24 protein-coding genes and 1 pseudogene are annotated in these 26,202 nt (G+C 67.6%); 12 read left to right on the top strand and 13 right to left on the bottom strand.

Annotated features, from left to right (window positions below; translation table 11 throughout):
* Positions 1–35: 35 nt before the first annotated feature.
* Genes BM365_RS13570 through BM365_RS13550 form a run of 5 tightly spaced genes read right to left on the bottom strand, consistent with a single transcriptional unit; the run spans position 36 to position 2,938 of the window.
* Complete coding sequence (locus BM365_RS13570) at positions 36–566, bottom strand: cysteine hydrolase family protein (protein WP_093490069.1); 531 nt, start codon at positions 564–566, stop codon at positions 36–38.
* Between the two features lie 25 nt (positions 567–591).
* Positions 592–1,029: a VOC family protein gene (locus BM365_RS13565; RefSeq protein ID WP_093490068.1), complete on the bottom strand. Its 438-nt coding sequence runs from the start codon at positions 1,027–1,029 to the stop codon at positions 592–594.
* 7 nt (positions 1,030–1,036) lie between these two features.
* Positions 1,037–1,444, bottom strand: a complete 408-nt coding sequence (locus BM365_RS13560; protein WP_093490067.1) for a DoxX family protein — start codon at positions 1,442–1,444, stop codon at positions 1,037–1,039.
* A gap of 35 nt (positions 1,445–1,479) precedes the next feature.
* Positions 1,480–2,301, bottom strand: coding sequence for an SDR family oxidoreductase (locus BM365_RS13555; protein ID WP_093490066.1), 822 nt, complete (start codon positions 2,299–2,301; stop codon positions 1,480–1,482).
* 40 nt (positions 2,302–2,341) lie between these two features.
* Positions 2,342–2,938, bottom strand: a complete 597-nt coding sequence (locus tag BM365_RS13550; protein WP_233210874.1) for a phosphotransferase — start codon at positions 2,936–2,938, stop codon at positions 2,342–2,344.
* A gap of 129 nt (positions 2,939–3,067) precedes the next feature.
* On the opposite strand from BM365_RS13550, the gene BM365_RS13545 reads away from it, so the two are divergent.
* Complete coding sequence (locus tag BM365_RS13545; RefSeq protein ID WP_093490065.1) at positions 3,068–5,074, top strand: bifunctional DedA family/phosphatase PAP2 family protein; 2,007 nt, start codon at positions 3,068–3,070, stop codon at positions 5,072–5,074.
* An 8-nt stretch (positions 5,075–5,082) separates the two neighbouring features.
* On the opposite strand, the gene BM365_RS13540 is transcribed toward BM365_RS13545, so the two are convergent.
* From BM365_RS13540 to BM365_RS13525, 4 genes are all read right to left on the bottom strand, one after another.
* Positions 5,083–5,661 carry an LON peptidase substrate-binding domain-containing protein gene (locus BM365_RS13540; protein ID WP_093490064.1) on the bottom strand — a complete coding sequence of 193 codons (579 nt, stop codon included), beginning with the start codon at positions 5,659–5,661 and terminating at the stop codon, positions 5,083–5,085.
* A gap of 100 nt (positions 5,662–5,761) precedes the next feature.
* Positions 5,762–7,147: a S8 family serine peptidase gene (locus tag BM365_RS13535; protein WP_093490063.1), complete on the bottom strand. Its 1,386-nt coding sequence runs from the start codon at positions 7,145–7,147 to the stop codon at positions 5,762–5,764.
* A 289-nt stretch (positions 7,148–7,436) separates the two neighbouring features.
* Entirely contained in the window at positions 7,437–8,795 is a 1,359-nt protein-coding gene (gene mpl / locus BM365_RS13530; protein WP_255412326.1) for a UDP-N-acetylmuramate:L-alanyl-gamma-D-glutamyl-meso-diaminopimelate ligase, read from the bottom strand.
* An 85-nt stretch (positions 8,796–8,880) separates the two neighbouring features.
* Positions 8,881–10,590 (bottom strand): cellulase family glycosylhydrolase, encoded by a 1,710-nt coding sequence (locus tag BM365_RS13525; RefSeq protein WP_199186236.1) that lies wholly within the window; start codon positions 10,588–10,590, stop codon positions 8,881–8,883.
* Between the two features lie 185 nt (positions 10,591–10,775).
* Here BM365_RS13525 and BM365_RS13520 point away from each other — a divergent pair, with 185 nt between their 5' ends.
* Complete coding sequence (locus BM365_RS13520) at positions 10,776–11,960, top strand: S1 family peptidase (protein WP_093490062.1); 1,185 nt, start codon at positions 10,776–10,778, stop codon at positions 11,958–11,960.
* Positions 11,961–12,033: 73 nt separating this feature from the next.
* Here BM365_RS13520 and BM365_RS13515 read toward each other — a convergent pair whose 3' ends face one another.
* The gene (locus BM365_RS13515) at positions 12,034–12,612 is read right to left on the bottom strand and encodes an adenylate kinase (RefSeq protein ID WP_093490061.1); all 579 of its coding nucleotides are present in this window, start codon (positions 12,610–12,612) and stop codon (positions 12,034–12,036) included.
* 121 nt (positions 12,613–12,733) lie between these two features.
* On the opposite strand from BM365_RS13515, the gene BM365_RS13510 reads away from it, so the two are divergent.
* The 4 genes from BM365_RS13510 to BM365_RS13500 all read left to right on the top strand — a co-directional run bounded on the left by BM365_RS13510 (position 12,734) and on the right by BM365_RS13500 (position 14,994).
* Positions 12,734–13,990, top strand: a complete 1,257-nt coding sequence (locus BM365_RS13510; RefSeq protein ID WP_093490060.1) for a 6-phosphofructokinase — start codon at positions 12,734–12,736, stop codon at positions 13,988–13,990.
* Positions 13,991–13,997: 7 nt separating this feature from the next.
* Positions 13,998–14,390: a DUF488 domain-containing protein gene (locus BM365_RS13505; protein ID WP_093490059.1), complete on the top strand. Its 393-nt coding sequence runs from the start codon at positions 13,998–14,000 to the stop codon at positions 14,388–14,390.
* Between the two features lie 71 nt (positions 14,391–14,461).
* The gene (locus BM365_RS18265) at positions 14,462–14,593 is read left to right on the top strand and encodes a hypothetical protein (protein WP_255412325.1); all 132 of its coding nucleotides are present in this window, start codon (positions 14,462–14,464) and stop codon (positions 14,591–14,593) included.
* A 32-nt stretch (positions 14,594–14,625) separates the two neighbouring features.
* On the top strand, positions 14,626–14,994 hold the full coding sequence (locus tag BM365_RS13500; protein WP_093490058.1) for a nuclear transport factor 2 family protein: 369 nt from the start codon (positions 14,626–14,628) through the stop codon (positions 14,992–14,994).
* Here the strand turns inward: BM365_RS13500 and BM365_RS13495 are convergent.
* Positions 14,991–15,509: a hypothetical protein gene (locus BM365_RS13495; RefSeq protein WP_093490057.1), complete on the bottom strand. Its 519-nt coding sequence runs from the start codon at positions 15,507–15,509 to the stop codon at positions 14,991–14,993. The genes BM365_RS13500 and BM365_RS13495 overlap by 4 nt on opposite strands.
* 253 nt (positions 15,510–15,762) lie before the next feature.
* Here BM365_RS13495 and BM365_RS13490 point away from each other — a divergent pair.
* Together BM365_RS13490 and BM365_RS18200 are read left to right on the top strand one after the other, a co-directional pair.
* A pseudogene (locus BM365_RS13490) lies at positions 15,763–17,790 on the top strand (sodium-translocating pyrophosphatase); the annotation flags it as partial.
* 60 nt (positions 17,791–17,850) lie between these two features.
* The gene (locus tag BM365_RS18200) at positions 17,851–18,186 is read left to right on the top strand and encodes an OmpA family protein (RefSeq protein WP_233210873.1); all 336 of its coding nucleotides are present in this window, start codon (positions 17,851–17,853) and stop codon (positions 18,184–18,186) included.
* 61 nt (positions 18,187–18,247) lie between these two features.
* Here BM365_RS18200 and BM365_RS13485 read toward each other — a convergent pair whose 3' ends face one another.
* Together BM365_RS13485 and BM365_RS13480 are read right to left on the bottom strand one after the other, a co-directional pair.
* Positions 18,248–18,799 (bottom strand): hypothetical protein, encoded by a 552-nt coding sequence (locus BM365_RS13485; protein WP_093490055.1) that lies wholly within the window; start codon positions 18,797–18,799, stop codon positions 18,248–18,250.
* A 139-nt stretch (positions 18,800–18,938) separates the two neighbouring features.
* Complete coding sequence (locus BM365_RS13480) at positions 18,939–19,970, bottom strand: LysR family transcriptional regulator (protein ID WP_093490054.1); 1,032 nt, start codon at positions 19,968–19,970, stop codon at positions 18,939–18,941.
* A 354-nt stretch (positions 19,971–20,324) separates the two neighbouring features.
* Here BM365_RS13480 and BM365_RS13470 point away from each other — a divergent pair, with 354 nt between their 5' ends.
* The 4 genes from BM365_RS13470 to BM365_RS13455 all read left to right on the top strand — a co-directional run bounded on the left by BM365_RS13470 (position 20,325) and on the right by BM365_RS13455 (position 26,171).
* The gene (locus tag BM365_RS13470; RefSeq protein ID WP_093490052.1) at positions 20,325–20,768 is read left to right on the top strand and encodes a hypothetical protein; all 444 of its coding nucleotides are present in this window, start codon (positions 20,325–20,327) and stop codon (positions 20,766–20,768) included.
* Positions 20,765–21,571, top strand: coding sequence for an SDR family NAD(P)-dependent oxidoreductase (locus BM365_RS13465; RefSeq protein WP_093490051.1), 807 nt, complete (start codon positions 20,765–20,767; stop codon positions 21,569–21,571). Before BM365_RS13470 ends, BM365_RS13465 begins: the two co-directional genes overlap by 4 nt.
* A 130-nt stretch (positions 21,572–21,701) precedes the next feature.
* Positions 21,702–22,910 (top strand): efflux RND transporter periplasmic adaptor subunit, encoded by a 1,209-nt coding sequence (locus tag BM365_RS13460; RefSeq protein ID WP_093490050.1) that lies wholly within the window; start codon positions 21,702–21,704, stop codon positions 22,908–22,910.
* 90 nt (positions 22,911–23,000) lie between these two features.
* Positions 23,001–26,171: an efflux RND transporter permease subunit gene (locus BM365_RS13455; RefSeq protein ID WP_093490049.1), complete on the top strand. Its 3,171-nt coding sequence runs from the start codon at positions 23,001–23,003 to the stop codon at positions 26,169–26,171.
* Positions 26,172–26,202 lie beyond the last annotated feature (31 nt).

Raw genomic sequence — 26,202 nt, 5'->3', positions numbered from 1 at the left:
GGGAAGCGGCGCCAGCGGGCGCCGCAGCACGGGCCTCAGGCGGCGAAGGCGATCTCGGCGGCCGGCACTGCGCGGATGCCGACGCCGAAACTGCGGATGGCCGGCAGCGTGGCGTTGTGGTGTTCGCGGATCCGGCCGGCATCCGCGTGCGGCTTGTCGTGGGTCGTGTGCGCATCCGACGCCAACAGCACGTGGTAGCCGTGCGCCGCGGCGCTGCGCGTGGTGGTGTCCACGCAGAATTCGGTGGCGTAGCCGCAGAGCACCACGGCCTCCACGCCGCAGAACGACAGCACTTCGTCCAGGCCCGTGCGCAGGAAGGAATCCGGCGTGGCCTTGCGGAGGCGGTGGTCGCCCTGCTCCACCGCCAGCGCAGGATGCAGCGCCCAGCCTTCGGACTCGGGTGCCAGGTCGTCGGCCCGCTCGTGCTGCACGAAGATCACCGGCGCGCCTGCCTGCCTCGCCTTCGCCGACAGCGCGTTGATGCGCTCGATGACGGCGTCGGCGTCGGCCGGCGCCGGCTCGAACAGGCCACGTTGCACGTCGATCACGATCAGGGCGAGGTTCATCAGCGGTGCTCCTTGTTCGAATGCCTTACCAGCTTCCCGTATTCGCCATCGAAAGCCAAGGCTCCTGCGGCGGCAATGCCGCACCCTTCTGCAGCAACTCGATCGAGATCAGGTCCGGCGTGCGCACGAAAGCCATGCGGCCGTCGCGCGGCGGGCGGTTGATGGTGATGCCCTGCGACTGCAAGTGCGTGCAGAGGGCGTAGATGTCGTCCACTTCGAATGCCAGGTGGCCGAAGTTGCGTGCGCTGCCGTAATCCTCGGCTGGCGCACCGTCTTCCGGTGGCCAGTTGTAGGTCAGTTCGACCTCGGCCTCGGGGTTGGCCGGTGCACCGAAGTACACCAGCGTGAAGCGGCCCTGCGGGCTTTCCATGCGGCGGGTTTCGGCCAGGCCCAGGCCTTCGGTGAGGAAACGGCCGGTGGCGTCCAGGTCGTGGACGCGGATCATGGCGTGCAGGTATTTCATCGCGATCTCATTTCGTAGGGGAGGCGCGCGGGCGGTGTGCCCACGCGTTGGCCAGCAGACAGACCAGAATCAGCACACTGTACTCGGCACCGTTGCGCCCCAGCCCGACGACGAACCAGCCTGCCGGCGCATGCACCAGCCAGATACCGCACGCATAGATCGCAGCGAACACCAGCGCGATGGCGGTGACCCATCGACCTGCCGCGAATACGGGCGCAGCGACGAGCTCGAATGCCGTGACGAACCACGCGATCGCAAGCCCGAACGGAATTCCCTGTCCCTCCAGGAAACCGCCGAAGGGCGTCACTCCGTCGGCCCACACGCGTGCCACGCCATGGACGAAGAGCAGCGTGGCCAGTGCGATGCGGATGAAGGCCAATGCCTGGCGTGCAGGAAGTTCGGCGGACGACATCATCGTGGCTCCGGGTGGGGAGAAGAGAGATGGGTGCGTCAGGGGTCGACGAACAGGTCGGGCAGCAGCGGCTGCGAGGCATCGACGGCATAGCCCGAGAAATCGGTGATGCCGGTCCCGCGCAGTACCTCTTCGTCAATCAGGAAGTTCCCGTGGAAACCGCGCGCCTCGCGCACCAGCACGGCGTGCGCGGCATCGGCCACAATCTGTGGCGTGCGGCAGCGCGGGATTTCCACGCCCGGGATCATGTTCAGCGCGTCGGTGGCGATGATGGTGCGCGGCCACAATGCGTTGACGGCAATGCCCTGCGGACCGAATTCGCCGGCCAGGCCCAGCGTCACGAAGCTCATGCCCATCTTCGCCAGCGTGTAGCCGGTGTGCGGCGCCCACCATTTCGGATCCAGCGATGGCGTCGGCGCCAGCGTCAGGATATGCGGATTGGCCGCCTGCTTGAGGTAAGGAAGCGCGGCCTGCGCGCACAGGAAGCTGCCGCGCGCGTTCACCTGCTGCATCAGGTCGAAGCGCTTCATCGGCGTGTCCAACGCACCGGCCAGCCAGATCGCGCTGGCGTTGTTGACCAGGATGTCGATGCCGCCGAAGGCATCGGCGGTGGCGGCCATCGCGGCCTTCACCTCGTCCTCTTCGCGGATGTCGCACTTCAGCGCCAGTCCGCGCCCACCGGCCGCGTTCACCGCCTCGGCCGCGGTGTGGATGGTGCCGGGCAGTTTGGGATTGGGCACCGACGACTTGGCGGCGATGGCCACGTTGGCGCCGTCGCGCGCCGCACGCAGCGCGATGGCCAGGCCGATGCCGCGCGAGGCGCCGGTGATGAAGAGGGTCTTGCCGGCCAGCGAGGTCATAGCGTGCTCCGAGGAAAAGATCGGGTGGATGCGGATCCGCTCACGGCTTCGGCCCCTGCCCTTCGTTGTCTTCCCACTTCAACACCTTGCGGGTGATGAAGCGATACACCGGCTTGCCAGTGCGGAACCACAGATCGCGCAGCCAGGAGGTGCGCTTGAGCACGCGCTTCTCGACAGGCGTGAGCGAGGCGCCGCAGTACATGCGCTTGTGCTTGAGTAGATGGCGCAGGTCCTGGCGCGCCAGCAGGCGCATCCAGCGCGAGCGCGGGTGGCCGCGGGTGGCGAGCTGGAAATCGATGATCGCCGGGCGGCCATCTTCCAGGACCAGCCAGTTCGCTTCCTTCGCCAGGTCGTTGTGGGCGATGCCGCGGCGATGCAACTGCTTGAGCAGCCGGTGCGCGGCGCGGAAATAGGCAAGGTCGCCGCGGGGCGGCCGTTGGTACATCGCCGCGCCCTCCATGTAGCTGCGGTCGAGCCGGCGACCGGTCCAGTCCCGCAGCTGTGGCACGTCGGCCATGCCGGCGACCTTGCGCAGCGCCAACGCTTCGCGGCGCGCCAGCCACCAGGCGGGCAGCCTGAGCCACAGCGGCACGTGCGCGAGATCACGGCGCACGAATGGGCCATCCGGCCCCTGCATCAGCGAGATGCGCCCGAAGCTATCGGCCTTGAGTGCAGCGATTTCGGAAGGCGAGCGCAAGTCCACCTGGTCATTCTACCGTCCGAAGGGAGGGGGTGCCGGTCAGCGACCGCCGCCTATAATCCGCCGATGGATTCCACCTGGTTCGACTCCCTGCTGGCCTGGATCAGCGCGCATCCCGTGGCCGCGGGGCTGGTGATCTTCGCCATCGCCTTCTGCGACGCGGTGATCATCCTCGGCGCCATCGTGCCGGCGCTGCCGCTGCTGTTCGCGGTGGGCGTGCTGATCGGGCTGGGAGAAATCTCCGGCCCGTACGCCGTAGCCTGCGCGATGCTGGGCGCCCTGATCGGCGATGCGACCAGTTACTGGGTCGGCCATCGCTGGGGCCAGCAGTTGCGTACGGTGTGGCCGTTCCGTCGCTACCCGCAATTGCTGGACCGGGGCGAACTGCTGTTCCGCCGCAATGCATGGAAGAGCATCTTCGTGGCGCGCTTCGTCGGCCCGATCCGTCCCTTCGTGCCGGCGGTCGCCGGCATCTCGCGGATGCCGCTGCGCCGCTACGGCATGGCGAGCGCGGCAGCATGCTTGGCCTGGGCGGTGTCCTTCCTGCTGCCGGGCTGGGTGCTGGGCCATGCCTACGATGCCGTCGCCGCCGTCGCGGGCAGGCTGGCGCTAGTGCTGGGCCTGCTGGTCGTCGTGCTGGCGGTCGCCTGGGCACTGGTGCTGTACACCTACCGCTGGTTCGCGGCGCACGCCGATGCGCTGCTGGCGCGCGCACTGGCGTGGTCGCATGCGCATCCCGTGCTGGGGCGCTACACCGCGGCGGTCTTCGATCCGGGTCGTCGCGAATCCGTGCCACTGGCGCTGCTGGCGATCCTGTTGCTGGCCATCGTCTGGGTGTGGTTCGCGTTTCTGGTGATCGTCATCGGCCACGGCGAACCGCTGGCGATGGACGTGATGGTCTACGACCTGATGCGCGCATTGCGCAACCCCCTCGCGGACTACCCACTCGCCGCGATCGCGTCGTTCGGTGACGAACAGGTGCTCGCGCCGGCCTCGCTGCTGGTGCTGGCCTACCTGGCCTGGCGCAAGCGCTGGATGGCCGCGGCCCACTGGGTGGCGGCGCTGGCGTTCGGCCTGGCGCTGACAGCATGGCTCGGCGCATCGGTGGATATTCCGAAGCCGCCCTCGGTCAGCAGCGGCTTCGGCTTCCCCTCGATCGCGGTCACGATGTCGACGATCACCTTCGGCTTCTTCGCCGTGCTGATCGCGCGCGAGTTGCCGGGGCGCACGCGTGTGTGGCCCTACCTGGTGTCGGGCATCGTGGTAGCGCTGATCGGGTTTGCGCGCATCTACCTGGGCGCGCACTGGCTCAGCGACGTGATCGGCGGCATGCTGTTCGGGCTCGTGTGGCTGCTGGTGCTCGGCATCGCCTACCGCCGCCGCATGGTGCGTTCGTTCTGGATCAAACCGATCGCCTGGCTGTTCTACGGCGCTTTCGTGATCGCGGGCCTTTGGCATGCACCGCGCAACGTGGAGCACATGCTGGCGCAGTTCCAGACGCCGGTGATCGAACGCACGCTGGCTCTGCAGGACTGGTGGCAGCGCGACTGGCAGACGCTGCCCGCGCGTCGCAACGAGTTCGACGACGAACAGCGCTGGCCGCTGGACGTCCAGGTCGCCGGACCGCTGGCGCCGCTGAAGGCCGCACTCACTGCGCAGGGCTGGCGCGAGCAGTCGCAGGCGGGCTGGCAAGAAGCGCTGAACCTGCTCGATAGCGACTCGCCCGACAACGAACAACCCGTGCTGCCCGCGACGCTGGACACGCGTGCAGAAAGCCTGTTGATGGTGCGCGCGGGCGACCAGCCGGGCGAAGTCTTCGTGCTGCGTCTGTGGCCGGCGGATACGCGCCTCCAGCCCGGCAATGTGCCCCTGTGGATCGGCAGCGCTCAGGTGTTGCAGCAGCAACGCGCATTCAACCTGGTGCGCCTGTGGCGGCCGCTGCGCGAAGCCCGCACGGCGCTGGATGCGGTCAGCCAGGTCACCAGGGACCTGGATCACGCCATCGCGCCACATCCGGATTCCGGCCTGCCCGTCCTGCGGATCTGCACCACCGATGTCGACGCAGCGCGCTGAGCGCCGGGTCAATCGATCCAGTTGAGCAGGTGTTGCAGGCGCGCGTGGGGATCGTCTTCCTGGAGCACGCTGACGCGCTGCTCCGGCGTGATCGGCAACACCTGGGCGAGCCGCCAACCGACCCAGGCGGCATGTTCGAAGATGCGCGACGGCAGCTTGCTCATGTCGGTGCCGGTCTTTTCCATCATGGTCTGCAGCAAGGTGCCCAGCAGCGCGTGCTCGGGTCGCAACGCCTCATCGTGATCGGCAGCCAGCCACTCGACATCGGCCAACACCAAGCCATTGTCGCGCACACGAGTGCGATGCACGTGGAAGCGACGATGTCCCCGCACGCGCAGGGACAGAAGACCGTCCGCCCCCATGTCGAAGTCCTCGATCATCGCCTCGGTGCCATAGGCCGCCGGCGTGGCCGGCGCACCGACCTCACTTCCTTCCAGGATCAGGCAGACACCGAATCCGCCGCCCGACCGGCCGCAATCCCGCACCAGGTCGAGATAGCGCCGCTCGAAGACGCGTAGGTCCATAGCAGCACCAGGCAGCAGCACCTGCTGCAGCGGGAACAGCGGAAGGGATTCCAGTGATCGCATGCGGACAGTTTAATGGCCGATGTTCCACGCGGGGAAGCAGAAGAAGAAGGGCCACGCCGTCACCGGCATGGCCCTCGCGTCTTGCGCGGAACTCAGCGCATCACTGCGTGACGGCGCGGCTTGCGTTCACGCGCCCTGCACCGAACGTCGGATCATTGCCCGGCTTGCCGAGATCGTCCGCCGATGCGCGCAGGATGCGCTCCACGGCCGCCGGCGAGAGTTCGCCGCCATGCTTGCCGATGATCAGCGCCGCGACGCCGGAAACATGCGGTGCGGCCATGCTGGTGCCGGCGGACCAGCCATAGCTCGCCGTGCCCGAGGTCGTACTGAAGACCATGTCCCACACCCAGCACGGACGCGCGATGCCCTTGAACGTGCAGTTCTCGGTGCCGGGATAATCGTAGTTGCCGCCCGGCGCGCCGAAATGGATCGCCGACTGTCCATAGTTGCTGTAGCTGGCGCGGATGTCGAAGTCGGTGCCGGTGGGATTCTTGAGCCAGGCCAACGGACCCAAGGCGCTGACGGTGATGACGCCAGGCAGCTGGCCCGGGAACGAGCGCAGGTTCACCGTGGTGCACGTGCCGTCGGTATCGCAGACGCGGCCGCTGTCATGGTCCAGGTCGCGACCGTCGTTGCCGGCCGACGCGACCACAGTGGCATTCTGCTTGTTGGCGTACCGCACGGCGCGCGCGGTCGCGTTGACGAGCTCCGCCACTTCGCTGCCGCCCACCGGCAGGCCGCCGTTGACGCCCAGGCTCATGTTGATGACGTCCGCGCCGGCGTCGGCGGCGTGCACAATGCCTTGGATGATGGCCGCGAACGAGCCGCTGCCCGTGACCGGATCCAGCACCTTCACCGCGATCAGCTCCGCTTCGGGTGCGACGCCGATCGTGCCGATGCCGTTGTCCGCTGCGCCGATGGTGCCCATCACGTGCGTGCCGTGCGTACTGCCACTGGTGTTGCAGTAGGTCTGGCCAGCCACGAACGATGCGGATTTGGCGGTGTTGAGGTTGGGGATGATGTCCAGGTGCGCGCAGTACACGCCGGAATCCAACACCGCGACGGTCGCGCCGCGCCCCCGGTAACCCGCGTTCCAGGCACCTGCTGCATCGATGGCCGCGTGGCCCCACTGGAAGTCGAAGAAGCTGTCGTTGTCGCCGGATGCGGGCGGGTTCGCATAGTCGGCGGTGACCTCTTCCGCCGCGGCCGGCAGGTCGTACTGGATCGCGACGTCGGCGACGGCCGAGCGCACCGCGGGAATGCGGCCTGCATTCGTGCCGAACGCCGGGTTGTCGGATTCCACGATCGCCACGCCGATCTGCGGCAGGCGCGCCACGATGCGGCCGCCGGCGGCCTCGATACGGCCGGCGAGCTGGTTGTCGAAACTGTTGCTGTTCGCGGTCACTACGTAGGTGGCGGCGTGCGCCGCACCGGTGCACGCGAGTGTTGCGAGGGCGAGTCCAAGGGCCTGGGCAAGTCGGTTCATGCAGCATCTCCTGGGAATGGACGAAGGACGCGGCATCGCCGCGCGTGCGCCCACTCTAGTCATTCGGAATCCGGCTGCTTGCCACGTAGGGACCTCAGCCAACCGGCCAGCGAGCAGGGCGCCGATTCCGTACGCCGACGCATGCAGCCAGAAGCCTCGCAATGCCGCGGAGTCGAACCCCATGCACAAGCGCCGTGAACGATCCCATAGCGCTGCAACAGGCAGCTATGCCCCTTTCATTTCGCCTGGTTGTGAGGTGAAACCAAGACTACATGCGTGAAGGCGCTCCTCAGGTAGCCAGCGCCGCCAGGAACCGCCGCGGCGCACCATCGAACCCGCCATTCGACATGAAGACCACGTGGTCGCCGGGGCGTACGATTTCGCGCAATGCCGCGATCAGCGCATCGGCGTCCGGCACGGTACGAGCATCGCCGCGGATGGCGGCGACGACCTTCGCCGCATCCCACGCCAGTTCCGGACGGTGCAGGAACACCACCGCATCGGCGATGTCGAGCGAGGGCGCCAGCGCATCGGCATGCGCACCGGAGCGCATCGAATTGCTGCGCGGCTCCATCGCCACCACGATGCGCGCGGCGCCGACGCGTGCGCGCAACCCTTCCAACGTCGCATGGATCGCGGTGGGGTGGTGGGCGAAGTCGTCGTAGAGCGTGATGCCGTCATGCTGGCCGATCACTTCCAACCGACGCTTCACGCTGCGGAACGCCGCCAGCGAAGGCAGCACCGTGGCGATATCCACGCCGACGGCGTTGCACGCGGCCAGTGCCGCTAGGCCGTTGAGCACGTTGTGCCGGCCCAGCATCGGCCAATGCACTTCACCGATCTCCACGCCATTGTGGCGCACGGCGAATGCGCTGCCGTCGTCGCGGATCAAGCGCGCGCTCCATTCCAGCGAGGCGTCGAAGCCGAAGCGTTCGACCGGCGTCCAGCACCCCATCGCCAGCACCTCCGCCAAGCGCGCGTCCTCGCCGTTGACGATCAGGCGACCGCGGCGCGGCACCGTGCGCACGAGGTGGTGGAACTGGCGCTGGATCGCGGCCACGTCCGGGAAGATATCGGCGTGGTCGTACTCCAGATTGTTGAGGATGGCGACCAGCGGACGGTAGTGGACGAACTTGCTGCGCTTGTCGAAGAACGCCGTGTCGTACTCGTCCGCCTCGACGACGAATTCGCGGCCGCCGCCGATGCGCGCGGACACGCCGAAGTCCTCGGCGACGCCGCCGACCAGGAAGCCCGGCGAACGACCGGCCGCTTCCAGCAGATAGGTCAGGATGGTCGTGGTGGTGGTCTTGCCATGCGTGCCAGCCACGGCGAGCGTGTCTCGCCCGGGCAGCACGCGCTCGGACAGCCATTGCGCGCCGGAGATGTAGCGCCGGCCCTGGTCCAGTACCGCTTCAACCGCCTGGTTGCCGCGCGAGAGGGCATTGCCGATCACGATCTCGTCGCAATCCGGCGCGATGTTCTGCGGCTGGTAACCCTGCGCCAGCGCGATGCCGAGCTTCTCGAGCTGGGTCGACATGGGCGGGTAGATGGCCTGGTCGCTGCCTTCGACGGTATGGCCGAGTTCGCGGGCCAGAGCGGCCACGCCGCCCATGAAGGTGCCGGCGATGCCGAGGATGTGGATCTTCAAGACTGCGCTTCCGGAATGAGTCCGCGAACTTTAGCCGAGCGCGCCCGCTTAGGCACCCGTTCCACGACGAGGGCGTGATGGCGGTTCAGCGGGAAAAGCGCAGCGTTTCCAGGTCGATGCTGCCCGCCTCGGCCTTCACCACCAGCGTGTTGCGGCCGGGCGCCAGCGCCAGCGCGCGGAAACCGCGTGCTCGGCCGACCGCCTCGACCGACACGCCATTGAGCACCAGCGACACCCGGCCGTCGCCACGCCCCTCCAGGGCCAACCGGTAGCGTCCGCCCGCGGGCACCTCGAAGGTGTACTTCAGCCACTCTCCCTTTTGCAGACCGGCGACATGAAGGCGGCCCTCGGGGCCCTTGCCAAGATCGACGCCGTCGTTGCGATAGGTCATCGCCGGATTCCACACCACCCGCTCGCCGCCGTCGGAGATGTGGTGGTTGGCCGGCGTCAGGTCGTGGTATGCCACGCCGTCGCGGCCCATGTCGAAGTCGACGGCGGCGATCGTGCCACCTGCCTCGCCGATCGTGTGCGCCTTGAACGGCACCGCCTGGTCCGAATGCGGCGCGCGGAACAGCGCATCGATCACGTCGGGGTGCTGGACGTTGTTCTCATGGCGGACATCGTGGGAAGCGAACCGCATCAGAGCGGCCTCTGCCACTTCCGCCGACGGTTTCGGACCCTCTCCCTTCCAGTACGCCAGCACCGTGCGGTAGCCGTCGTTGGGCACGACCTGCAGCGGATTGTTGTAGCGAATCTTCTTCAGCGGCCACCACGCCCAGCCGATACCCTCGCCTTCGACCAGCGCCACGGTGCGCGCGAACCAGTCGTTGGAATTCTCGCCAGTCTCGCCCAACCACAGGGGCATGCGGTGCTTGTCGCGCAACGCGAGCATGTCCGCGATGCTGTCGGGCGTGGTGACGTTCCAGTATTTGTGGAAGCTGATCACCAGGTTGTCGTCCCACGGCCCGTCGTCGAGCACCCCGCGGTAGTTGTTGCCCCAACAGTTCCCCTCGATGACGATGATGTGGCGCGTGTCCACCTCGCGGATCGCACGCGTGGTGCGGACCAGCAGGTCCTTCAGCGGCGCGTTGCGGTTTTCCTTGCAACCGTTGGCATCGGCCTTGTCGGCGAATCCCCAGTTCGGTTCGTTGATGATGTCGTAGGCGGCGATGTACGGCTCGTCCTTGTAGCGCTGCGCCAGCTTCTTCCATAGCGCCACCATCTTGTCCTGGTGGCGCGGGTCGTCCCACAGCGAAGGTTTCGTGGGGTCGCGGTCGGCGATGTTGTTGTCGTTGCCTTGCCCGCCCGGTGCGGCATGCAGATCGAGGATCAGGTACAGGTCGTTGGCCTTGGCCCAGGCCAGCAGTTCGTCGGTGCGGCGGAAGCCTTCATCGACCCAGGTTTGCCGTCCCGCCACCGGCTCCTGATCCACCGGTAGCGTGTACAGCGCGTAGTGCATCGGCAAGCGCACGGAGTTGAAGCCCCAGCGCCCCATCGCGTCGATGTCGGCCTTGGTGGTGTGGTTGTCTCGCCATGCCTGATAAAAGGCATCGGCTTTCTCCGGCCCGATCAGCTCCGCGATGCGCGCGTGGATGCTGCGCTGCGTGCCGACCCCGTCGATGTCCAGCATGTAGCCTTCCTGGAGCATCCATCCGCCCAGGCCCATGCCGCGCAGGATCACCGGTTTGCCACGGGCATCGACGATCTGTGTGCCCTGTGTGCGCAAGAAATCTTTTTTTGCCCAGGCAGGCGACACCATCAGGCAAGCCAACAGCAGGCAGGCGATCTTCTTCACGGGAAGGGCTCCGGGTGTGAACGCGTACCGGACGTTACAGACCGCGCCTTCAACTCACAATCCACATGCGCGGGAAGTGATACGTTCGGCGCGCGGTTCCGCGACCCCAAGGATGCGCCCCCGCGACATCCCCAGGCAGCCACCGGTGCGGACCGCGCCACCCTATCCATTTCAGGAGCACCGGCATGCGTCAGATCGTTTCCCTGGTACGTCCCGCTTCGGCCCGGCTCGCCCTCGCCGCCACCCTCGCACTGGCCATCGGCCCGGCGATGGCCGCCGACGTCGACGCCGCACTGAAATCCGCGATGAAGCGTGACCTCGGCCTGTCCGAGCAGCAACTCGGCCAATACCTGAAGGTCGAGCGGCTCAATGCGCAGCAGGAACGGACCGCGGCGCAGGCCCAGGGCCGCAATTTCGCCGGCAGTTGGATCGAGCGCTCCCCGTCGGGCGATTTCCGCTGGGTGGTGGCCACCACGTCCGCCGGTGCGCGCTCGGTCACCGGTGCCGAGGTGCGGCAGGTGCGCCATAACCTCGACGCACTGGGCAACGCCAAGGCGCGGCTGGACGACGTGCTGGCGCAGGGCGGTCGCGCGCCGTCCGGTGTCTATGGTTGGTACGTCGACGTGAAGACCAACAGTGTGACCGTCAATGTCGCCCCGGGTGCCGACCAGGCAGCGGTCAATTTCATCGCCGCGAGCGGCGCGGATGCTTCCACGCTCCGTTTCCAGTCCATGGCCGATGCGCCGCGCCCGCTGGCCACGCTGCAGGGAGGCAGCGAGTACCTCTCCACCACCGCCACCGGCGCGTACTACTGCTCGGTCGGCTTCTCGGTCACGCGCAACGGCGCGAAGGGTTTCGCCACCGCGGGCCACTGCGGCGACGCCGGCGATGGCGCCAACGTGCTGGTCAAGCGCTCGCTGAGCCGCATCGGTACGTTCCAGGCCTCCAACTTCCCCAACACCGACCGCGCCTGGGTGCAGGTGGATGCGGCGCATACCCTGCTGCCGTCGGTCAGCGGTTATGGCTCGGGCGATGTCGCGGTGCGCGGCAGCGCCGAAGCGCCGGTGGGTGCGGCGGTATGCCGCTCCGGTCGCACCACGGGCTGGAAGTGCGGTGTGATCGAAGCCAAGAACGTCTCGGTCAGCTATGGCGCCGACGGCACCGTCAACGGCATGACGCAGGTGAAAGTCTGCGCCGAGGGCGGCGACTCGGGTGGCTCCTTCATCACCACCGCCGGCCAGGGCCAGGGCGTGCTCTCTGGCGGCAACTACAGCTGCAAGGGCAAGCAGGCGCAGCTGGCAACTAGCTATTTCCAGCCGCTAAATCCGCTGCTGCAGGCGTACGGCTTGACGCTCTCGACGACGCCCTGACCGGCAACGCATGCGCCAACGAAAACGCCCCGGCTAGCCGGGGCGTTTTTTTGTCCGAACGACGCCGTCGACCTCAGCCGACGGCCTTCTCCGGCGCGATCGATTCGGTGATCCGGGTGAAGACGTCGTCCAGCGAGCCGACACCGTCGACGACGGTCAATTCGCCCTGCTGGCGGTAGAAATCGATGACCGGCGCCGTCTGATCGGTATAGATCTGCAGGCGCTTGCGGACCGATTCCGGATTGTCGTCGGCGCGGCCTTCGGCCTTGGCGCGGCCGGCGATGCGCTCCACCAGCAGTTCCGTGGGCACTTCCAGCTGCACGGCGAAGTCGAACTTCTGCCCCAGCTTGGCCAGCAGCTGGCCAAGCGCGGCAGCCTGCACCAGATTGCGCGGATAGCCGTCGAGGATGAAGCCGGCCTTGGTGTCGTCGCGGGAGAACCGGTCTTCCAGCATGCCGAGCAGGATGTCGTCGCTGACCAGCTCGCCGCGTGCCATCACTTCCTTGGCTTGAAGGCCCAACGGACTGCCGGCGGCCACTTCGGCGCGCAGCAGGTCGCCGGTGGAAATGTGCGGTACCTGCAGGTAGTCCTTCAGGCGCGCTGCCTGAGTGCCCTTGCCCGACCCGGGTGGGCCCAGTAGAACCAATCGCATGCTGTAACTCCCGAAACTGGAATCCTGCGGGCGGTGGGTCGCGCCTGGCGCCGGGCGCCGCGCTGCACCGCGTCATCTGTGTGAAGCTTACCGCATCCCCGCACCCCGGAACGAACCCCACATGGCGTCTGGCACCCTACTTTATGCGCAGTCCGGCGGCGTCACGGCCGTCATCAACGCGTCGGCCTCGGCGGTCATCACCGAAGCGCGAGCCCGGAAAATCAAGGTCTTGGCTGCGCGCAACGGCATCCTCGGCGCCCTGCGCGAAGAGCTGATCGACACCAGCAAGGAGTCGGCCGCGGCCATCCGCGCCCTGGCCCATACACCCGGCGGCGCCTTCGGCAGCTGCCGCGTCAAGCTGAAATCCCTGGAGGCCGACCGGGCCAAGTACGAGCGCCTGCTGGCCGTGCTGAAAGCGCACGACGTGCGCTACTTCCTCTACAACGGCGGCAACGACTCCGCCGACACCGCCTGGAAGGTCTCGCAGCTGGCCCAGGCCTTCGACTACCCGCTGACCTGCATCGGCGTGCCGAAGACGGTGGACAACGACCTCGCCGTCACCGACACCTGCCCGGGCTTCGGTTCGGCGGCGAAGTACACGGCCGTCTCCGTGCGCGAAGCCGCGCTGGACGTGGCCGCGATGGCGGAAACCTCCACCAAGGTGTTCGTCTACGAGGCCATGGGTCGCCATGCGGGCTGGCTGGCGGCGGCCGCCGGCCTGGCCGGGCAGTCGCCGGACGAGGCGCCGCACATCATCCTGTTCCCAGAACGTGCTTACGACGAGACGCAGTTCCTGGCGCAGGTGAAGAAGGTCGTCGACCGCGTGGGTTGGTGCGTCGTGGTCGCGAGCGAAGGCATCCAGCACGCCGATGGGCGCTTCGTCGCCGATGCCGGCGGCGGCAAGGATTCGTTCGGCCACACCCAGCTGGGCGGCGTTGCGTCGTACCTGGCCGGGCGCGTGAAGGATCAGCTGGGCCTGAAGGTGCACTGGACCCTGCCCGACTACCTGCAGCGTTCGGCGCGCCACATCGCCTCGAAGACCGATTGGGAACAGGCGAAAGCCGTCGGCAAGGCCGCCGTGCAGTTCGCCCTGAAGGGACAGAACGCGGTGATGCCGGTGATCGTGCGCACGTCCGATGCGCCGTTCCGCTGGAAGATCGAGGCCGCGCCGCTGTCGAAGGTAGCGAACCACGAGAAGAAGTTCCCGCCCAACTTCATCCGCAAGGACGGCTACGGCATCACCGACAAGGCGCGCGCCTATCTGCAACCGCTGATCCGCGGCGAAGCCTATCCGCCTTACGGCACCGACGGCCTGCCCAAATACGTCGCGCTGAAAAACGTCGCAGTGAAGAAGAAGCTGCCGGCCTGGGAGGGCTGACCGCCGGATGGGCATCCGCATCGTCCGGCTCGGCAGCCCGCGCGCGAAGGACGAAGGCCTGCGTATCGGCACGGTGCGCCGACCACCGCGCGGCGTACCGAAATCCGAGTTCGCCTCGCAGGACTGGTACGACGTCTGGTATCCCGCGCTCGCGCCAAGCGCCGAGCTGGTGAAGGAAGCCCAGGACGCCGCCACGCCCAAGGCGTGGGCGGTCTTCGTGAAAAAGTACCGCGCCGAGATGGCCGCACCCGACACCGCGCGCATGCTGGACCTGTTGGCCGCGCTGTCGCACGGCAGCGATTTCTCGGTGGGTTGCTATTGCGAGGATGAGGCCCATTGCCACCGGTCGGTGCTGCGCGCACTGCTGGACGAACGCGGGGCAGTGCTTCTGGCAGGGTGACTTCAGGCACCGTCACAGCGACGGTGACGCTGCTAGCGTGGACGTCGTCGCTACGTCACAGGAATTACGCCATGTTCCGCAAAGTGCTCGTCGGTCTGCTTGCCGTCGCCGTCGGTCTCGCCATCGCGGGCGCCGGTTACCGATTCGGGCAATACCTTGCGCAGAAGGACGCTGGGAACCCTGCCGTGCGCGCCACGTCCTGATGACCCGCGTCCCATCGCGCTAGCATGGCGCGATGGACGATCTTCTCGCCGACCTGACGGCCCTCGAAACCGAACTCCACCACCCCGGCGCAACCTGCACGCGCGCCCGGCTGGAGCGCCTGCTGCACCCGGATTTTCACGAAGTCGGCCGCAGCGGCACGCGCTACACACGCCAGACGGTCATCGATTTCCTCTCCGACCGTTCTTCATTACCGCACGTCGTTGCCTACGACCATCGTCTGGAACGGCTCGCGGACGACGTGGCGTTGCTGCACTTCGCCTCGCACGGTACCGACGGCGACGGCGCACAGGTCCATGCCGCATTGCGCATGTCGGTATGGCGACGCACCGCCCTGGGTTGGCAACTGCACTACCACCAGGGCACGCAAACCAACCCCTAGCGGCAGGCCTTGCCTTCGACGTCCAGCTTCGCTGCGAACAACGTCAGCGAAGCCGCCTGCGCCGCGCCCGCGGCCTGCTGCTTTGCTTCCTGCAGGTAGATGCGCGACTGGCCTTGTCCATCGGCTGCAGGCGGGGCCGCGCTGCCCGGCTTGCGCCACACGCGCACCACGGCCTGCTGCGACGGGCACGACGCATTCGGCACGCGGATCACGTCATTGAGTTTCCAGCCGGCGGCGACCGAAGGCTTGGCCTTGTCGAAATCGACGAAGCGCGCGCGCGGCTGGCATTGCGGGCTGGTGCGGACAGGCGAGTAGCGATACGGCTGCGCCGCATCACCGGTGAACGCGCCCTCCAGGCGTGCACAGGCTTCCGGAATCTGGCGCAGGCTGTGCACCACGCCGGTCGCCTGCGCCTTCGCAGCGGGACGCTGGATCTCCGGCGCCGGATCGGCGGCGTGGGCCGCGGATGCGAGCAGGCAGGCGGCAAGCAGCGGGGCTGCGACACTGGGACGCATGGAGACTCCGGAACAAAACGGGACGTGGACCGCAAGGCTGGCATGGGGCGGCTGAACCCATCCGTCACATATGGCGGTGTGCACGCCATCCGGTCATACTCGGGCCAGCTCCAGGGAATTGTCTGAACACGGGTTTCGTGCTGCAGGGCATCGCAGCGGTCGAGTGCGCTCAATCGTTCAACAGGCTCCACCAGGATTGGGTTGCAAGTTCATGCGCTTCGCTGGACGACATCCATCAACCTTGGGAGGGGTCATGCTGGAACAACACGGTTTGACGCTGGCGCTGATCTGCGCCGGCGTGGCGATCATCTATGGCGTGGTAGCCGCGCGCTGGATCCTGAAACAACCCGCCGGCAACAGCCGCATGCAGGAAATCGCAGCGGCCGTGCAGGAAGGCGCCAGCGCTTATCTCAACCGGCAGTACACGACCATCGGCATCGCCGGCATCGTGCTGTTCGCACTGATCGGTTTCTTCCTGTCGTGGCCCAGCGCCATCGGCTTCCTGGTCGGCGCCGTACTGTCGGGCGCGGCCGGCTACATCGGCATGAACGTCTCGGTGCGCGCCAACGTGCGCACCGCTGAAGCCGCCAGCAAGGGCATGAGCGCGGCGATGGACGTGGCCTTCAAGGGGGGCGCCATCACCGGCATGCTGGTGGTCGGCCTGGGCCTGCTAGGCGTGGTCGGCTACTACGCCGTACTCCACCTGCACATGGGCTACACGGAAGCCGAGGCGTTGCACGCGCTGGTCGGCCTTGCGTTCGGCTCGTCGCTGATCTCGATCTTCGCGCGGCTGGGCGGCGGCATCTTCACCAAGGGCGCGGACGTCGGTGCGGACCTGGTGGGCAAGGTGGAAGCCGGCATCCCCGAGGACGACCCGCGCAACCCGGCGGTGATCGCCGACAACGTCGGCGACAACGTGGGCGACTGCGCCGGCATGGCGGCGGACCTGTTTGAGACCTACGCGGTCACCATCATCGCGACGATGCTGCTGGGCAGCCTGATGGCGGCGCAGGCCGGCGAACACGCGGTGCTCTATCCGCTGGTGCTGGGCGGCGTATCGATCATCGCCTCGATCATCGGCGCCTTCTTCGTCAAGGTGAAGGCGGGCGGCTCGATCATGGGCGCGCTGTACAAGGGCGTGATCGTGTCGGCCGTGCTGGCCGCGATCGCGTTCTATCCGATCACCACGCAGCTGATGGCCGATTCGTCCTACGGGGCGATGAACCTATACTTCTGCGCCCTGGTCGGCCTCGCGCTCACCGGCATCATCGTGTGGATCACCGAGTACTACACAGGCACGCAGTACGCGCCGGTCAAGCACGTCGCTGCGGCATCGACGACGGGCCACGGCACCAACATCATCGCGGGTCTCGGTGTGTCGATGCGTTCGACCGCGTGGCCGGTGGTGGCGGTATGCCTGGCCATCCTCGGCGCCTACGCACTGGGTGGCCTGTACGGCATCGCCATCGCCGCGACCGCGATGCTGTCGATGGCCGGCATGATCGTGGCGCTGGACGCCTACGGCCCGATCACCGACAACGCCGGCGGCATCGCCGAGATGGCCGAACTGCCGCCGGAGATCCGCAACATCACCGATCCGCTGGATGCGGTGGGCAACACCACCAAGGCGGTGACCAAAGGCTATGCGATCGGGTCGGCCGCGCTGGCGGCACTGGTGCTGTTCGCCGACTACACGCACAACCTGCAGACGGAAAATCCCGGTGCGGTATTCACCTTCGACCTGTCCAACCACCTGGTGATCGTCGGCCTGCTGATCGGTGGCCTGATCCCCTACCTGTTCGGTGCAATGGCGATGGAAGCCGTCGGCCGCGCGGCGGGCAGCGTGGTGGAGGAAGTGCGCCGGCAGTTCCGCGAGATCCCGGGGATCATGGCGGGCACCGCCAAGCCGGACTACAGCAAGGCCGTGGACATGCTGACGAAGTCGGCGATCAAGGAAATGATCGTGCCTTCGCTGCTGCCGGTGATCGTGCCGATCGTCGTCGGCCTGCTGCTGGGTCCGCAGGCGCTGGGCGGCCTGCTGATCGGCACCATCGTGACCGGCCTGTTCGTCGCGATCTCGATGACCACCGGCGGCGGCGCGTGGGACAACGCCAAGAAGTACATCGAGGACGGCCACCACGGCGGCAAGGGCAGCGAAGCGCACAAGGCCGCGGTCACCGGCGACACCGTCGGCGATCCCTACAAGGACACGGCCGGTCCGGCGATCAATCCGCTCATCAAGATCATCAACATCGTCGCGCTGCTGCTGGTGCCGGTGTTGCCGGTGAACGGCTGGCTGGGCAGCGCCACCTCGACGGAGGTCGCGGCGCACGCCGCACCGATGGCGGCCAGCGAAGTGGTGGATGGCCACGCGGCCAAGTTGTACTTCGACACCAGCTCGGCCGTGGTGCCGGCCGACACCAGCGCGCGCCTGGCCGGCGTGCTGGGTACGCTGCATGCCGACCCGAATGCCCGCGCACGGGTGTCTGGCTTCCACGACGCCAGCGGCGACCTGGCCGCGAACGAAGCCCTGGCCAAGCAGCGCGCGGAGGCGATCCAGCAGTGGCTGGTGGTCAATGGCGTGGCCGCCGAACGCATCATGCTGGACAAGCCGGCGCAGACCACCGGCGACGGCAATGCCGACGAAGCACGCCGGGTGGAAGTCACGGTCGAATGACCTGACCTTCCTGCGGCAACGAAAAAGGCGGCCTCGGCCGCCTTTTTCTTTTTCCCGCGCATCAGGTACCGGGTTGCAACGCCACCACCCGCACGTCGACGTCCTTGCAGGCGTTGTCGCGGCAGATGCCGTTCACCCAGGCTTCGCCGTTGCCGAACATCACGCCCTTGTAGTTGACCATCAGCTGCGAGTACTTCTGCTTCGTGATCGCATCGGCGATGGCCGGCGTGACGATGCGGTCGTACTCGCGCACGAAGGCCTCGGCATCGGCGACCTTCAGCGGCTCGCCATCGCGGACCGTGGTGAAGGGATAGTCGACCAGCGCGGCCACCGCAGGCGCATCGCGCGCAGCAACCGATTGTTGCAACTGGCGGATCACCGTTTCGTAGCGGACGTGGTCGCCGAGCACCTCGTCGATGGACTGGTTCACGGCAGAGGGATCGTCGACGACGGCCGCGACCTGCGTTGCGGGGACGGCAGCCGGTGCGGGCGACGACGTATCGGCGGACGCGGCGGTCGGAGCGGCCGCGACAGGCGCACGCGCGGGTTCCGGCGTCGACGGCGTACACGCCGCCAGCCACAGCACCATCGGGGTGGCGATCAGCTTCTTCATCGTGCGGCTTCCTGGTTCTGGTGGCGAACGTGGTGCGAAGGTCCGTCCCTGGCACGACAGCCGAGCTCCGGCGGTGCGCCCCCATGGTAGCGGGGGGCGCACGGACAAGCGTTCGGGAATCGTTAGCCGGGCGAACCCGTCAGCTCAGCACGTCGGCCAGCACCTTGCGCCCTACGGCCGCCGCTTCGGCTTCCACTTCCGGCGTGGCTTCGGCTGCCGCACGCGCCTCGGCCTGCTGCTTCAGGTACACCGGGCAGTGCTCCATCATGTAGTCGACGTCGAACTTCATCCGCTCGACCAGGAAGTCGACAAACGCGCGCACCTTCGGCGACTGCACATGCCCGCGCGGGAACACCGCGTTGAACTCGAATTCCGGCCCGGTCCAGCCCGCCAGCACGCGCTGCAGATGGCCCTGCTCCAGGTACGGCTTCACCATCACGTCCGCGCCGACCATCAGGCCTTCGCCGCAGAGCAGCGCGCCCTTCAGCGCGGCCGGATCGTTGGCCACCAGGATGGGATTGATCGGATAGTCCTGCTCGCCGTTCGCATCGCGCAGCGTCAGCGCGAAGCCGTTGCCGCGACGGTGCTTCTGCATGGCGAGCACGCGGTGGTGCTGCAGGTCGTTCGGATGCAGCGGTTCGCCGTAGCGCGCCAGGTATTTCGGGCTGGCGTAGACCTGCGTGCGCAGCGTGCTCAGGCGACGCGCGACCAGGTTGGAATCGGGCAGGTTGCCGATGCGCAACGCCACGTCGATCTCGCCGGAGATCAGATCCAACGTGTCGTTGGCGAGGATCATCTCCACGCGGATCTCAGGATACTGCGCGTGGAACTCGCCCAGCAGCGGCGCGATCTTGTCGATGCCGATCGAATACGGCGCGGTGAAGCGCAGCCAGCCGCGCGGACCCGCATGCAACTGGCTCACGGCGCTCGCGGCTTCGTTGAGTTCGCGAGCGATGCGCTGGCAGTGTTCGTAGTAGACGTTGCCGGCTTCGGTCAGGCCCAGCTTGCGCGTGGTCCGGTGCAGCAGCTGCGCGCCCAGGCGCGTCTCCAGTTCCTGCACTTTGCGGCTGACCGTGGTCTTGGGCAGGCGCAGCGATTGGGCGGCGGCAACGAAGCTGCCCTGCTCCACCACTTTGACGAAGATCAGGGTGTCGTTGAGGTCGTGGCTCATCGGTCTGGCTCCAGGGGGATGCGGGGCATTAGCCCGCTGACGGGATGATTATTCCCCTAAATCAGGACTAATCAAGTCCTCATTGGGGGCGTAACGTGCCACCCATCGTCCCAGCACGGGTTCCCTCGCCATGTTGCTCGCCCGCCTCTTCCAGATTCTGGACCACCCGACCGCCTCTCAGGAGGCCCCGTCCTATCAAGCGTTTCGCCGCTCCAAGCACCTGATCCGGCAGGAAGTCGCCGGTCCGGTGGTGGCGCCCCGTTCGCAGCGGGGAGGCGTCGTTAGCGCTGGCCGCCGTCTGGCCCGGCTGGCCTCGGCAGATGGGATTATCCCCGTCGCGGGAGTATTCATCCCATGAGCGGGACAGTTGCCCATCGCCGTCCGACGAACGGCTCGGCGTCCGATCAAGCGGCGCCGCTGCGCCTGGGCCGCTGCCAGTCGTTCGTCGCGGCCGCGCAGGATCGTGCAAGCGCCGAGCAGGATTCGGATATCGGCGATGCGCAGCGCGCCACCACACTGCACGGCATGCCCCGTTCCCTTCTCCGTGCCGCGCAGCGCTGGCTCGACGCCAGCGTGCGTCTGGTCGCCCGCGTCTTCCGCGCATCGGCCGCCCCGTCGTCACCCTCCCCCGCGACGGGTCGGCCGGTTTCGCGCGCGCTCTTCGCCGGCAAGGCGATGGGGTTCCGCGAGTTCACCGCGCCGCGCGCGTTCGCCAACGGCGAACGTTCGCGCCTGCGGGTGAAGACGACCGGCACCAGCGCGCGCGTCATGCCGCTGCGCATGCGGAGCCCGCAATGAGCCTCAGCCGCGACAGCCTGACCCCTGGCGCGCTGGTGCTCGGCGCAGGCGGCAACGTCGGTTTCGGCGTGGTCGGCGCGCTGCTCGAAGCCGGCAGCCCCGTGCTGGCGGTGGGCCGCGAAGGCCCGCGCATGAGCGCGCTCGCCGAGCACTTCGACGACGAACCCGGGCTCGACCTGCTGCATGCGCCGTGCATCCTCGACGACCGCGATGCCGCGCGCCTGGCCGAACAAGTCCGCGAGCGCGGCCGCCCGTTGCGCGCGGTGTTCGCCAGCATGGGCACGCCGCTGCAGAGCGGCCGGCTGCTGGACCGTCCGGCGAGCTTCCTGCTCGAAAAGCTGGAAGCCGACCTGATTCCGCACCTGGCGGCCGCCCGCCATCTGCTGCCGCTGCTCGCCGAGGGTCAACACACCGCCAACTACGTGCTGATCGGCGGCCCTTACGCCGAGCGCGGATGGTCCGGTTACGGCCACGCCTCGGTGACCGGCGCGGCGATGCGGATGCTGGCGCAGGTACTGCACGAAGAAGCGCAGGCACTGGGCGTGCGCGTGCAGCTGTTGTCGGTCGACAAGCCGGTGTGCACGCCTGAAAACGCGGTCAACGCCTGTGCCGAATGGCCGGATGCGCTGGCGGTCGGGCGCAGCGCGGTATCGCTGCTGACACGCACCGACAAGCGCTCGCAATCGATCGTCACCTGGACCGCGAAGGATGCGCAGCCGCCGGAGCGCATCGTGGCCTGCGATTTCGAAGAGGCTTTGTTCGCGGTCGCGGGCGCGAAGCGCAACGGACGCGCCTCGGCCTGACTGTCACGCCATACCGCCCTGCTTCGTCCTCGCGCCATGACCTGCCGATCCGCCGCTTGACCTCAAGCAAGCTTCAGGTTGCAACCTAGTCTTCCTTTCCTACCACCTCTCCCCCACGAGACCACCACCCATGAACACGAACATCTCCTTCTCCTCGGGTTCGCGACGCCTGCTGGCGCTGGGGGCCTTCAGTGCCCTCGCCCTCGCCGTGCTGGCCGGCTGCAGCGGCCAGGCCGCCGAGAACGGCGCGCCGCCCCCGCCGCAGGTCAGCGTCGCCGCCGTGCCGGTCAAGACCGTCAGCCAGTGGGACGAATTCAGCGGCCGCGTCGAAGCCATCGAGCATGTCGACCTGCGTCCGCGCGTTTCCGGCTACATCGACCGCGTCACCTACACCGAAGGCCAGGAAGTGAAGAAGGGCGACGTGCTCTTCACCATCGACGCCCGCAGCTACCGTGCCGAACTGGCGCGCGCGCAGGCCGAGTTGGCCCGCGCCCGCACCCAGGCCGAACTCGGCCGCAGCGAAGCCTCGCGCGCCAAGCGCCTGGCCGACCTGCAGGCGCTGTCCACCGAGGAGTACGAACAACGCCGCGCCAACGCCGATCAGGCGCAGGCGAACGTCGCGGCCGCGCAGGCCGCGGTGGAAAGCGCCCGCCTCAACCTGGAATGGACCCAGGTGCGCGCACCGATCGACGGCCGTGCCGGCCGCGCATTGGTCACCGCCGGCAACCTGGTCAGCGCCGGCGATGCCGCCAGCGTGCTGACCACGGTGGTCTCGCTGGACAAGGTGCACGTGCACTTCGACGCCGACGAGCGCGCGTTCCTGCGTTACGCCGAGATGGCGCGCAACGGCGAACGCCCGAGCGAACGCGATGGCAAGGTGCCGGTGCAGGTCGCGCTGGCCGACGAAACCGACTTCCCGCATGCAGGCGTGGTCGACTTCCTCGACAACCAGGTCGACCGCAGCACGGGCACCATCCGCGCCCGCGCCGTACTCGACAACGCCGACCGTGTCTTCACCCCCGGCCTGTACGCCCGCGTGCGCCTGCTGGGCAGCGGCGAGTTCAAGGCCGCGCTGGTCGACGACAAGGCCGTGCTGACCGACCAGGACCGCAAGTACGTCTACGTGGTCGACAAGGAAGGCAAGGCGCAGCGCCGCGACGTGCAGATCGGCCGCATGGCCGACGGCCTGCGCATCGTCGAGAAGGGCCTGGCCGCCGGCGACCGCGTGATCGTCAGCGGCGTGCAGAAGGTGTTCTTCCCCGGCATGCCGGTGGACGCCAAGGCCGTCGCGATGGGCGCGCAGGCGCCCGCACCGACCCAGGCCGTCGCCAAGAACTGACGCCACCCGCACCGCAATGATGGAACCCACGCCTGCCGCTGACGCGGCAGGTGGCGGGGACGCTCTTTCTTCTTTCCAGGAAATCCACCCATGGACTTCTCAAGATTCTTCATCGACCGGCCGATCTTCGCCGCCGTGCTGTCGATCGTGATCTTCGCCGCCGGCCTGATCTCGATCCCGCTGCTGCCGATCGGCGAGTACCCCGAAGTGGTGCCGCCCTCGGTCGTCGTGCGCACGGTGTATCCCGGCGCCAACCCGAAGGTGATCGCCGAAACCGTCGCCACGCCGCTCGAGGAAGCGATCAACGGCGTCGAGGACATGATGTACATCAAGTCCGTCGCCGGCTCCGACGGCGTGCTCTCGCTGACCGTGACCTTCAAGCCGGGCACCGACCCGGACGAGGCCGCCGTGCGCGTGCAGAACCGCGTGGCGCAGGCACAGGCACGCCTGCCCGAAGACGTGCGCCGGCAGGGCGTGACCACGCAGAAGCAGTCGCCGGTCTTCCTGATGGTGGTCCACCTGACCTCCAAGGACGGCAAGTACGACTCGCTGTACCTGCGCAACTACATGCGCCTGCACGTGAAGGACGAACTGGCGCGCATCCCCGGCGTCGGCGACGCGCAGCAGTTCGGCGGCGGCGACTACGCCATGCGCCTGTGGCTGGACCCCGACAAGGTCGCCTCGCGCGGCATGACGGCCAGCGACGTACTGCGCGCCGTGCGCGAGCAGAACGTGCAGGTCTCGGCCGGCCAGCTGGGCGCGGAACCGATGCCGAACGGCAGCGACTTCCTGCTGCCGATCAACGCCAAGGGCCGCCTGGAGACCGTCGAGGAATTCGGCAACATCGTGCTGAAGAGCGGCACCGATGGCGAGATCGTGCGCCTGGCCGACGTGGCCCGCATCGAGCTGGCCGCCGGCGACTACACGCTGCGCGCGCGCCTGGACGGCAAGAACGCCTCGGCGATCGGCATCTTCCAGGCGCCGGGCGCGAACGCGCTCGAGATCCGCGATGCCGTGGTGGCGAAGATGGACGACATCCGTCCGACCCTGCCGCCGGGCGTCGAGATCCAGTCGATCTACGACACCACCGTATTCGTGCGCGACTCGATCAAGTCGGTGATCACCACGCTGCTGGAAGCCACCCTGCTGGTGGTGCTGGTGGTGATCCTGTTCCTGCAGACCTGGCGCGCCTCGATCATCCCGCTGCTGGCGGTGCCGGTGTCGGTGGTGGGTACGTTCGCCGTCCTCCACCTGCTGGGCTATTCGATCAACACGCTGACCCTGTTCGGCCTGGTGTTGGCGATCGGCATCGTGGTGGACGACGCCATCGTGGTGGTCGAGAACGTGGAGCGCCACATCGAACATGGTGCGACCCCGCTCGAAGCCGCGCACCTGGCGATGAAGGAAGTCTCCGGGCCGATCATCGCGATCGCGCTGGTGCTATGCGCGGTGTTCGTGCCGATGGCCTTCCTGACCGGTGTCACCGGTCAGTTCTACAAGCAGTTCGCGGTGACCATCGCCATCTCCACGGTGATCTCGGCGATCAATTCGCTGACCCTGTCGCCGGCGCTGGCCGCCAAGCTGCTGAAGCCGCACGACGCGCCGAAGGATCGCCTGTCGCGCGTGATCGATGGCCTGTTCGGCTGGCTGTTCCGTCCGTTCAACCGCTTCTTCAAGCGCAACTCCGAGCGCTATGAAGGCGCAGTGGGCCGCACGCTGGGCCGTCGCGGCGCGGTGTTCGTGGTGTACGCCGTGCTGCTGGTGGGCGCAGCCCTGGTGTTCCGCGCAGTGCCGGCCGGCTTCATCCCGGTGCAGGACAAGCAGTACCTGATCGCCGGCGTGAAGATGCCCGAAGGCGCCTCGATCGAGCGCACCGACGCCACCCTGAAGAAGATGGCCGCCATCGCCATGCAGGTGGAAGGCGTCGAGCACGAGGTCGCGTTCCCCGGCTTGAACCCGCTGCAGTTCACCAATACGCCGAACAACGGCGTGGTGTTCTTCACCCTGAAGCCGTTCAACGAGCGCTCGCGCAGCGCCGAAGACATCACCGCGGAACTGAACCAGAAGTTCGCCGGCATCCAGGAGGGCTTCACCTTCGCCTTCATGCCGCCGCCGATCCAGGGACTGGGCAACGGCTCGGGCTGGTCGCTCTTCATCGAGGACCGCACGCGCCTGGGCTACGGTGAACTGCAGAGCGCGGTGCAGGCCTTCCAGGGTGCGGCGTCGCAGACGCCGGGCCTGGGCTTCCCGATCAGCAGCTACCAGGCCAACGTGCCGCAGCTGGACGCCGAAGTCGACCGCGTGAAGGCCAAGGCGCAGGGCGTGCCGCTGACCGAGCTGTTCGACACGCTGCAGACCTACCTGGGTTCGGCCTACGTCAACGACTTCAACATGTTCGGCCGTACCTGGCAGGTGATCGCGCAGGCCGACGGTCCGTTCCGCGACAACGTCGAGGACATCGCCAACCTGCGTACCCGCAACGCCAACGGCGAGATGGTGCCGATCGGCAGCATGGTGAACATCAAGCAGACCTACGGCCCCGATCCGGTGATCCGCTTCAATGGCTATCCGGCCGCCGACCTGCTGGGTGAAGCCGACCCGCGCATCCTGTCGTCGGGCGAGGCGATGGCCAAGGTCACCGAACTGGCGCAGCAGGTGCTGCCGACCGGCATGGGCATCGACTGGAGCGACCTGAGCTACCAGCAGGCGACCCAGGGCAAGGCCGCGCTGGTGGTGTTCCCGCTGGCCGTCCTGCTGGCCTTCCTGGTGCTGGCCGCGCTGTACGAAAGCTGGACGCTGCCGCTGGCGGTGATCCTGATCGTGCCGATGACGCTGCTGTCCGCGCTGGCCGGCGTGTGGCTGGTGGGCGGCGACAACAACGTGTTCGTGCAGGTGGGCCTGGTGGTGCTGATGGGCCTGGCGTGCAAGAACGCCATCCTGATCGTCGAGTTCGCCCGCGAGCTGGAGCTGCAGGGCAAGGGCATCATCGAATCCGCACTGGAATCCTGTCGCTTGCGCCTGCGTCCGATCATCATGACGTCGGTGGCGTTCATCGCCGGCACCGTGCCGCTGGTGCTGTCCAGCGGCGCGGGCGCCGAGGTGCGCTCCGTCACCGGCATCACGGTGTTCGCCGGCATGCTGGGCGTCACCCTGTTCGGCCTGTTCCTGACGCCTGTTTTCTACGTGGCCCTGCGCAAGCTGGCCAATCGTCCGCTGGTTTCCCACGCGCCCGTCGCCGACACGGCGACGACGCACCCCTGATCCAATCCCCCAACTCCCACGAGGTCATGCC

It is taken from the genome of Pseudoxanthomonas sp. YR558, assembly GCF_900116385.1.
In the GTDB taxonomy this organism is placed as follows: domain Bacteria; phylum Pseudomonadota; class Gammaproteobacteria; order Xanthomonadales; family Xanthomonadaceae; genus Pseudoxanthomonas_A.
Note: the sequence above shows the minus strand (reverse complement) of the source record. Positions and strands in the feature narration are given on the sequence as shown.

Bases quoted from the DNA above. Each gene is read 5' to 3' on its own strand.
- BM365_RS13470 (WP_093490052.1), top strand. From the start codon at position 20,325: ATGAGCGGGACAGTTGCCCATCGCCGTCCGACGAACGGCTCGGCGTCC.
- BM365_RS13560 (WP_093490067.1), bottom strand. From the start codon at position 1,444: ATGATGTCGTCCGCCGAACTTCCTGCACGCCAGGCATTGGCCTTCATC.
- BM365_RS13515 (WP_093490061.1), bottom strand. From the start codon at position 12,612: ATGCGATTGGTTCTACTGGGCCCACCCGGGTCGGGCAAGGGCACTCAG.
- BM365_RS13510 (WP_093490060.1), top strand. From the start codon at position 12,734: ATGGCGTCTGGCACCCTACTTTATGCGCAGTCCGGCGGCGTCACGGCC.
- BM365_RS13555 (WP_093490066.1), bottom strand. From the start codon at position 2,301: ATGACCTCGCTGGCCGGCAAGACCCTCTTCATCACCGGCGCCTCGCGC.
- BM365_RS13505 (WP_093490059.1), top strand. From the start codon at position 13,998: ATGGGCATCCGCATCGTCCGGCTCGGCAGCCCGCGCGCGAAGGACGAA.
- BM365_RS13520 (WP_093490062.1), top strand. From the start codon at position 10,776: ATGCGTCAGATCGTTTCCCTGGTACGTCCCGCTTCGGCCCGGCTCGCC.
- BM365_RS13495 (WP_093490057.1), bottom strand. From the start codon at position 15,509: ATGCGTCCCAGTGTCGCAGCCCCGCTGCTTGCCGCCTGCCTGCTCGCA.
- BM365_RS13480 (WP_093490054.1), bottom strand. From the start codon at position 19,970: ATGAGCCACGACCTCAACGACACCCTGATCTTCGTCAAAGTGGTGGAG.
- BM365_RS13535 (WP_093490063.1), bottom strand. From the start codon at position 7,147: ATGAACCGACTTGCCCAGGCCCTTGGACTCGCCCTCGCAACACTCGCG.
- BM365_RS18200 (WP_233210873.1), top strand. From the start codon at position 17,851: ATGGCGGCCAGCGAAGTGGTGGATGGCCACGCGGCCAAGTTGTACTTC.
- BM365_RS13550 (WP_233210874.1), bottom strand. From the start codon at position 2,938: ATGCAGGGGCCGGATGGCCCATTCGTGCGCCGTGATCTCGCGCACGTG.
- BM365_RS13545 (WP_093490065.1), top strand. From the start codon at position 3,068: ATGGATTCCACCTGGTTCGACTCCCTGCTGGCCTGGATCAGCGCGCAT.
- BM365_RS13565 (WP_093490068.1), bottom strand. From the start codon at position 1,029: ATGAAATACCTGCACGCCATGATCCGCGTCCACGACCTGGACGCCACC.
- BM365_RS13540 (WP_093490064.1), bottom strand. From the start codon at position 5,661: ATGCGATCACTGGAATCCCTTCCGCTGTTCCCGCTGCAGCAGGTGCTG.
- BM365_RS13460 (WP_093490050.1), top strand. From the start codon at position 21,702: ATGAACACGAACATCTCCTTCTCCTCGGGTTCGCGACGCCTGCTGGCG.
- BM365_RS13485 (WP_093490055.1), bottom strand. From the start codon at position 18,799: ATGAAGAAGCTGATCGCCACCCCGATGGTGCTGTGGCTGGCGGCGTGT.
- BM365_RS13500 (WP_093490058.1), top strand. From the start codon at position 14,626: ATGGACGATCTTCTCGCCGACCTGACGGCCCTCGAAACCGAACTCCAC.
- BM365_RS13465 (WP_093490051.1), top strand. From the start codon at position 20,765: ATGAGCCTCAGCCGCGACAGCCTGACCCCTGGCGCGCTGGTGCTCGGC.
- BM365_RS13455 (WP_093490049.1), top strand. From the start codon at position 23,001: ATGGACTTCTCAAGATTCTTCATCGACCGGCCGATCTTCGCCGCCGTG.
- BM365_RS13570 (WP_093490069.1), bottom strand. From the start codon at position 566: ATGAACCTCGCCCTGATCGTGATCGACGTGCAACGTGGCCTGTTCGAG.
- BM365_RS18265 (WP_255412325.1), top strand. From the start codon at position 14,462: ATGTTCCGCAAAGTGCTCGTCGGTCTGCTTGCCGTCGCCGTCGGTCTC.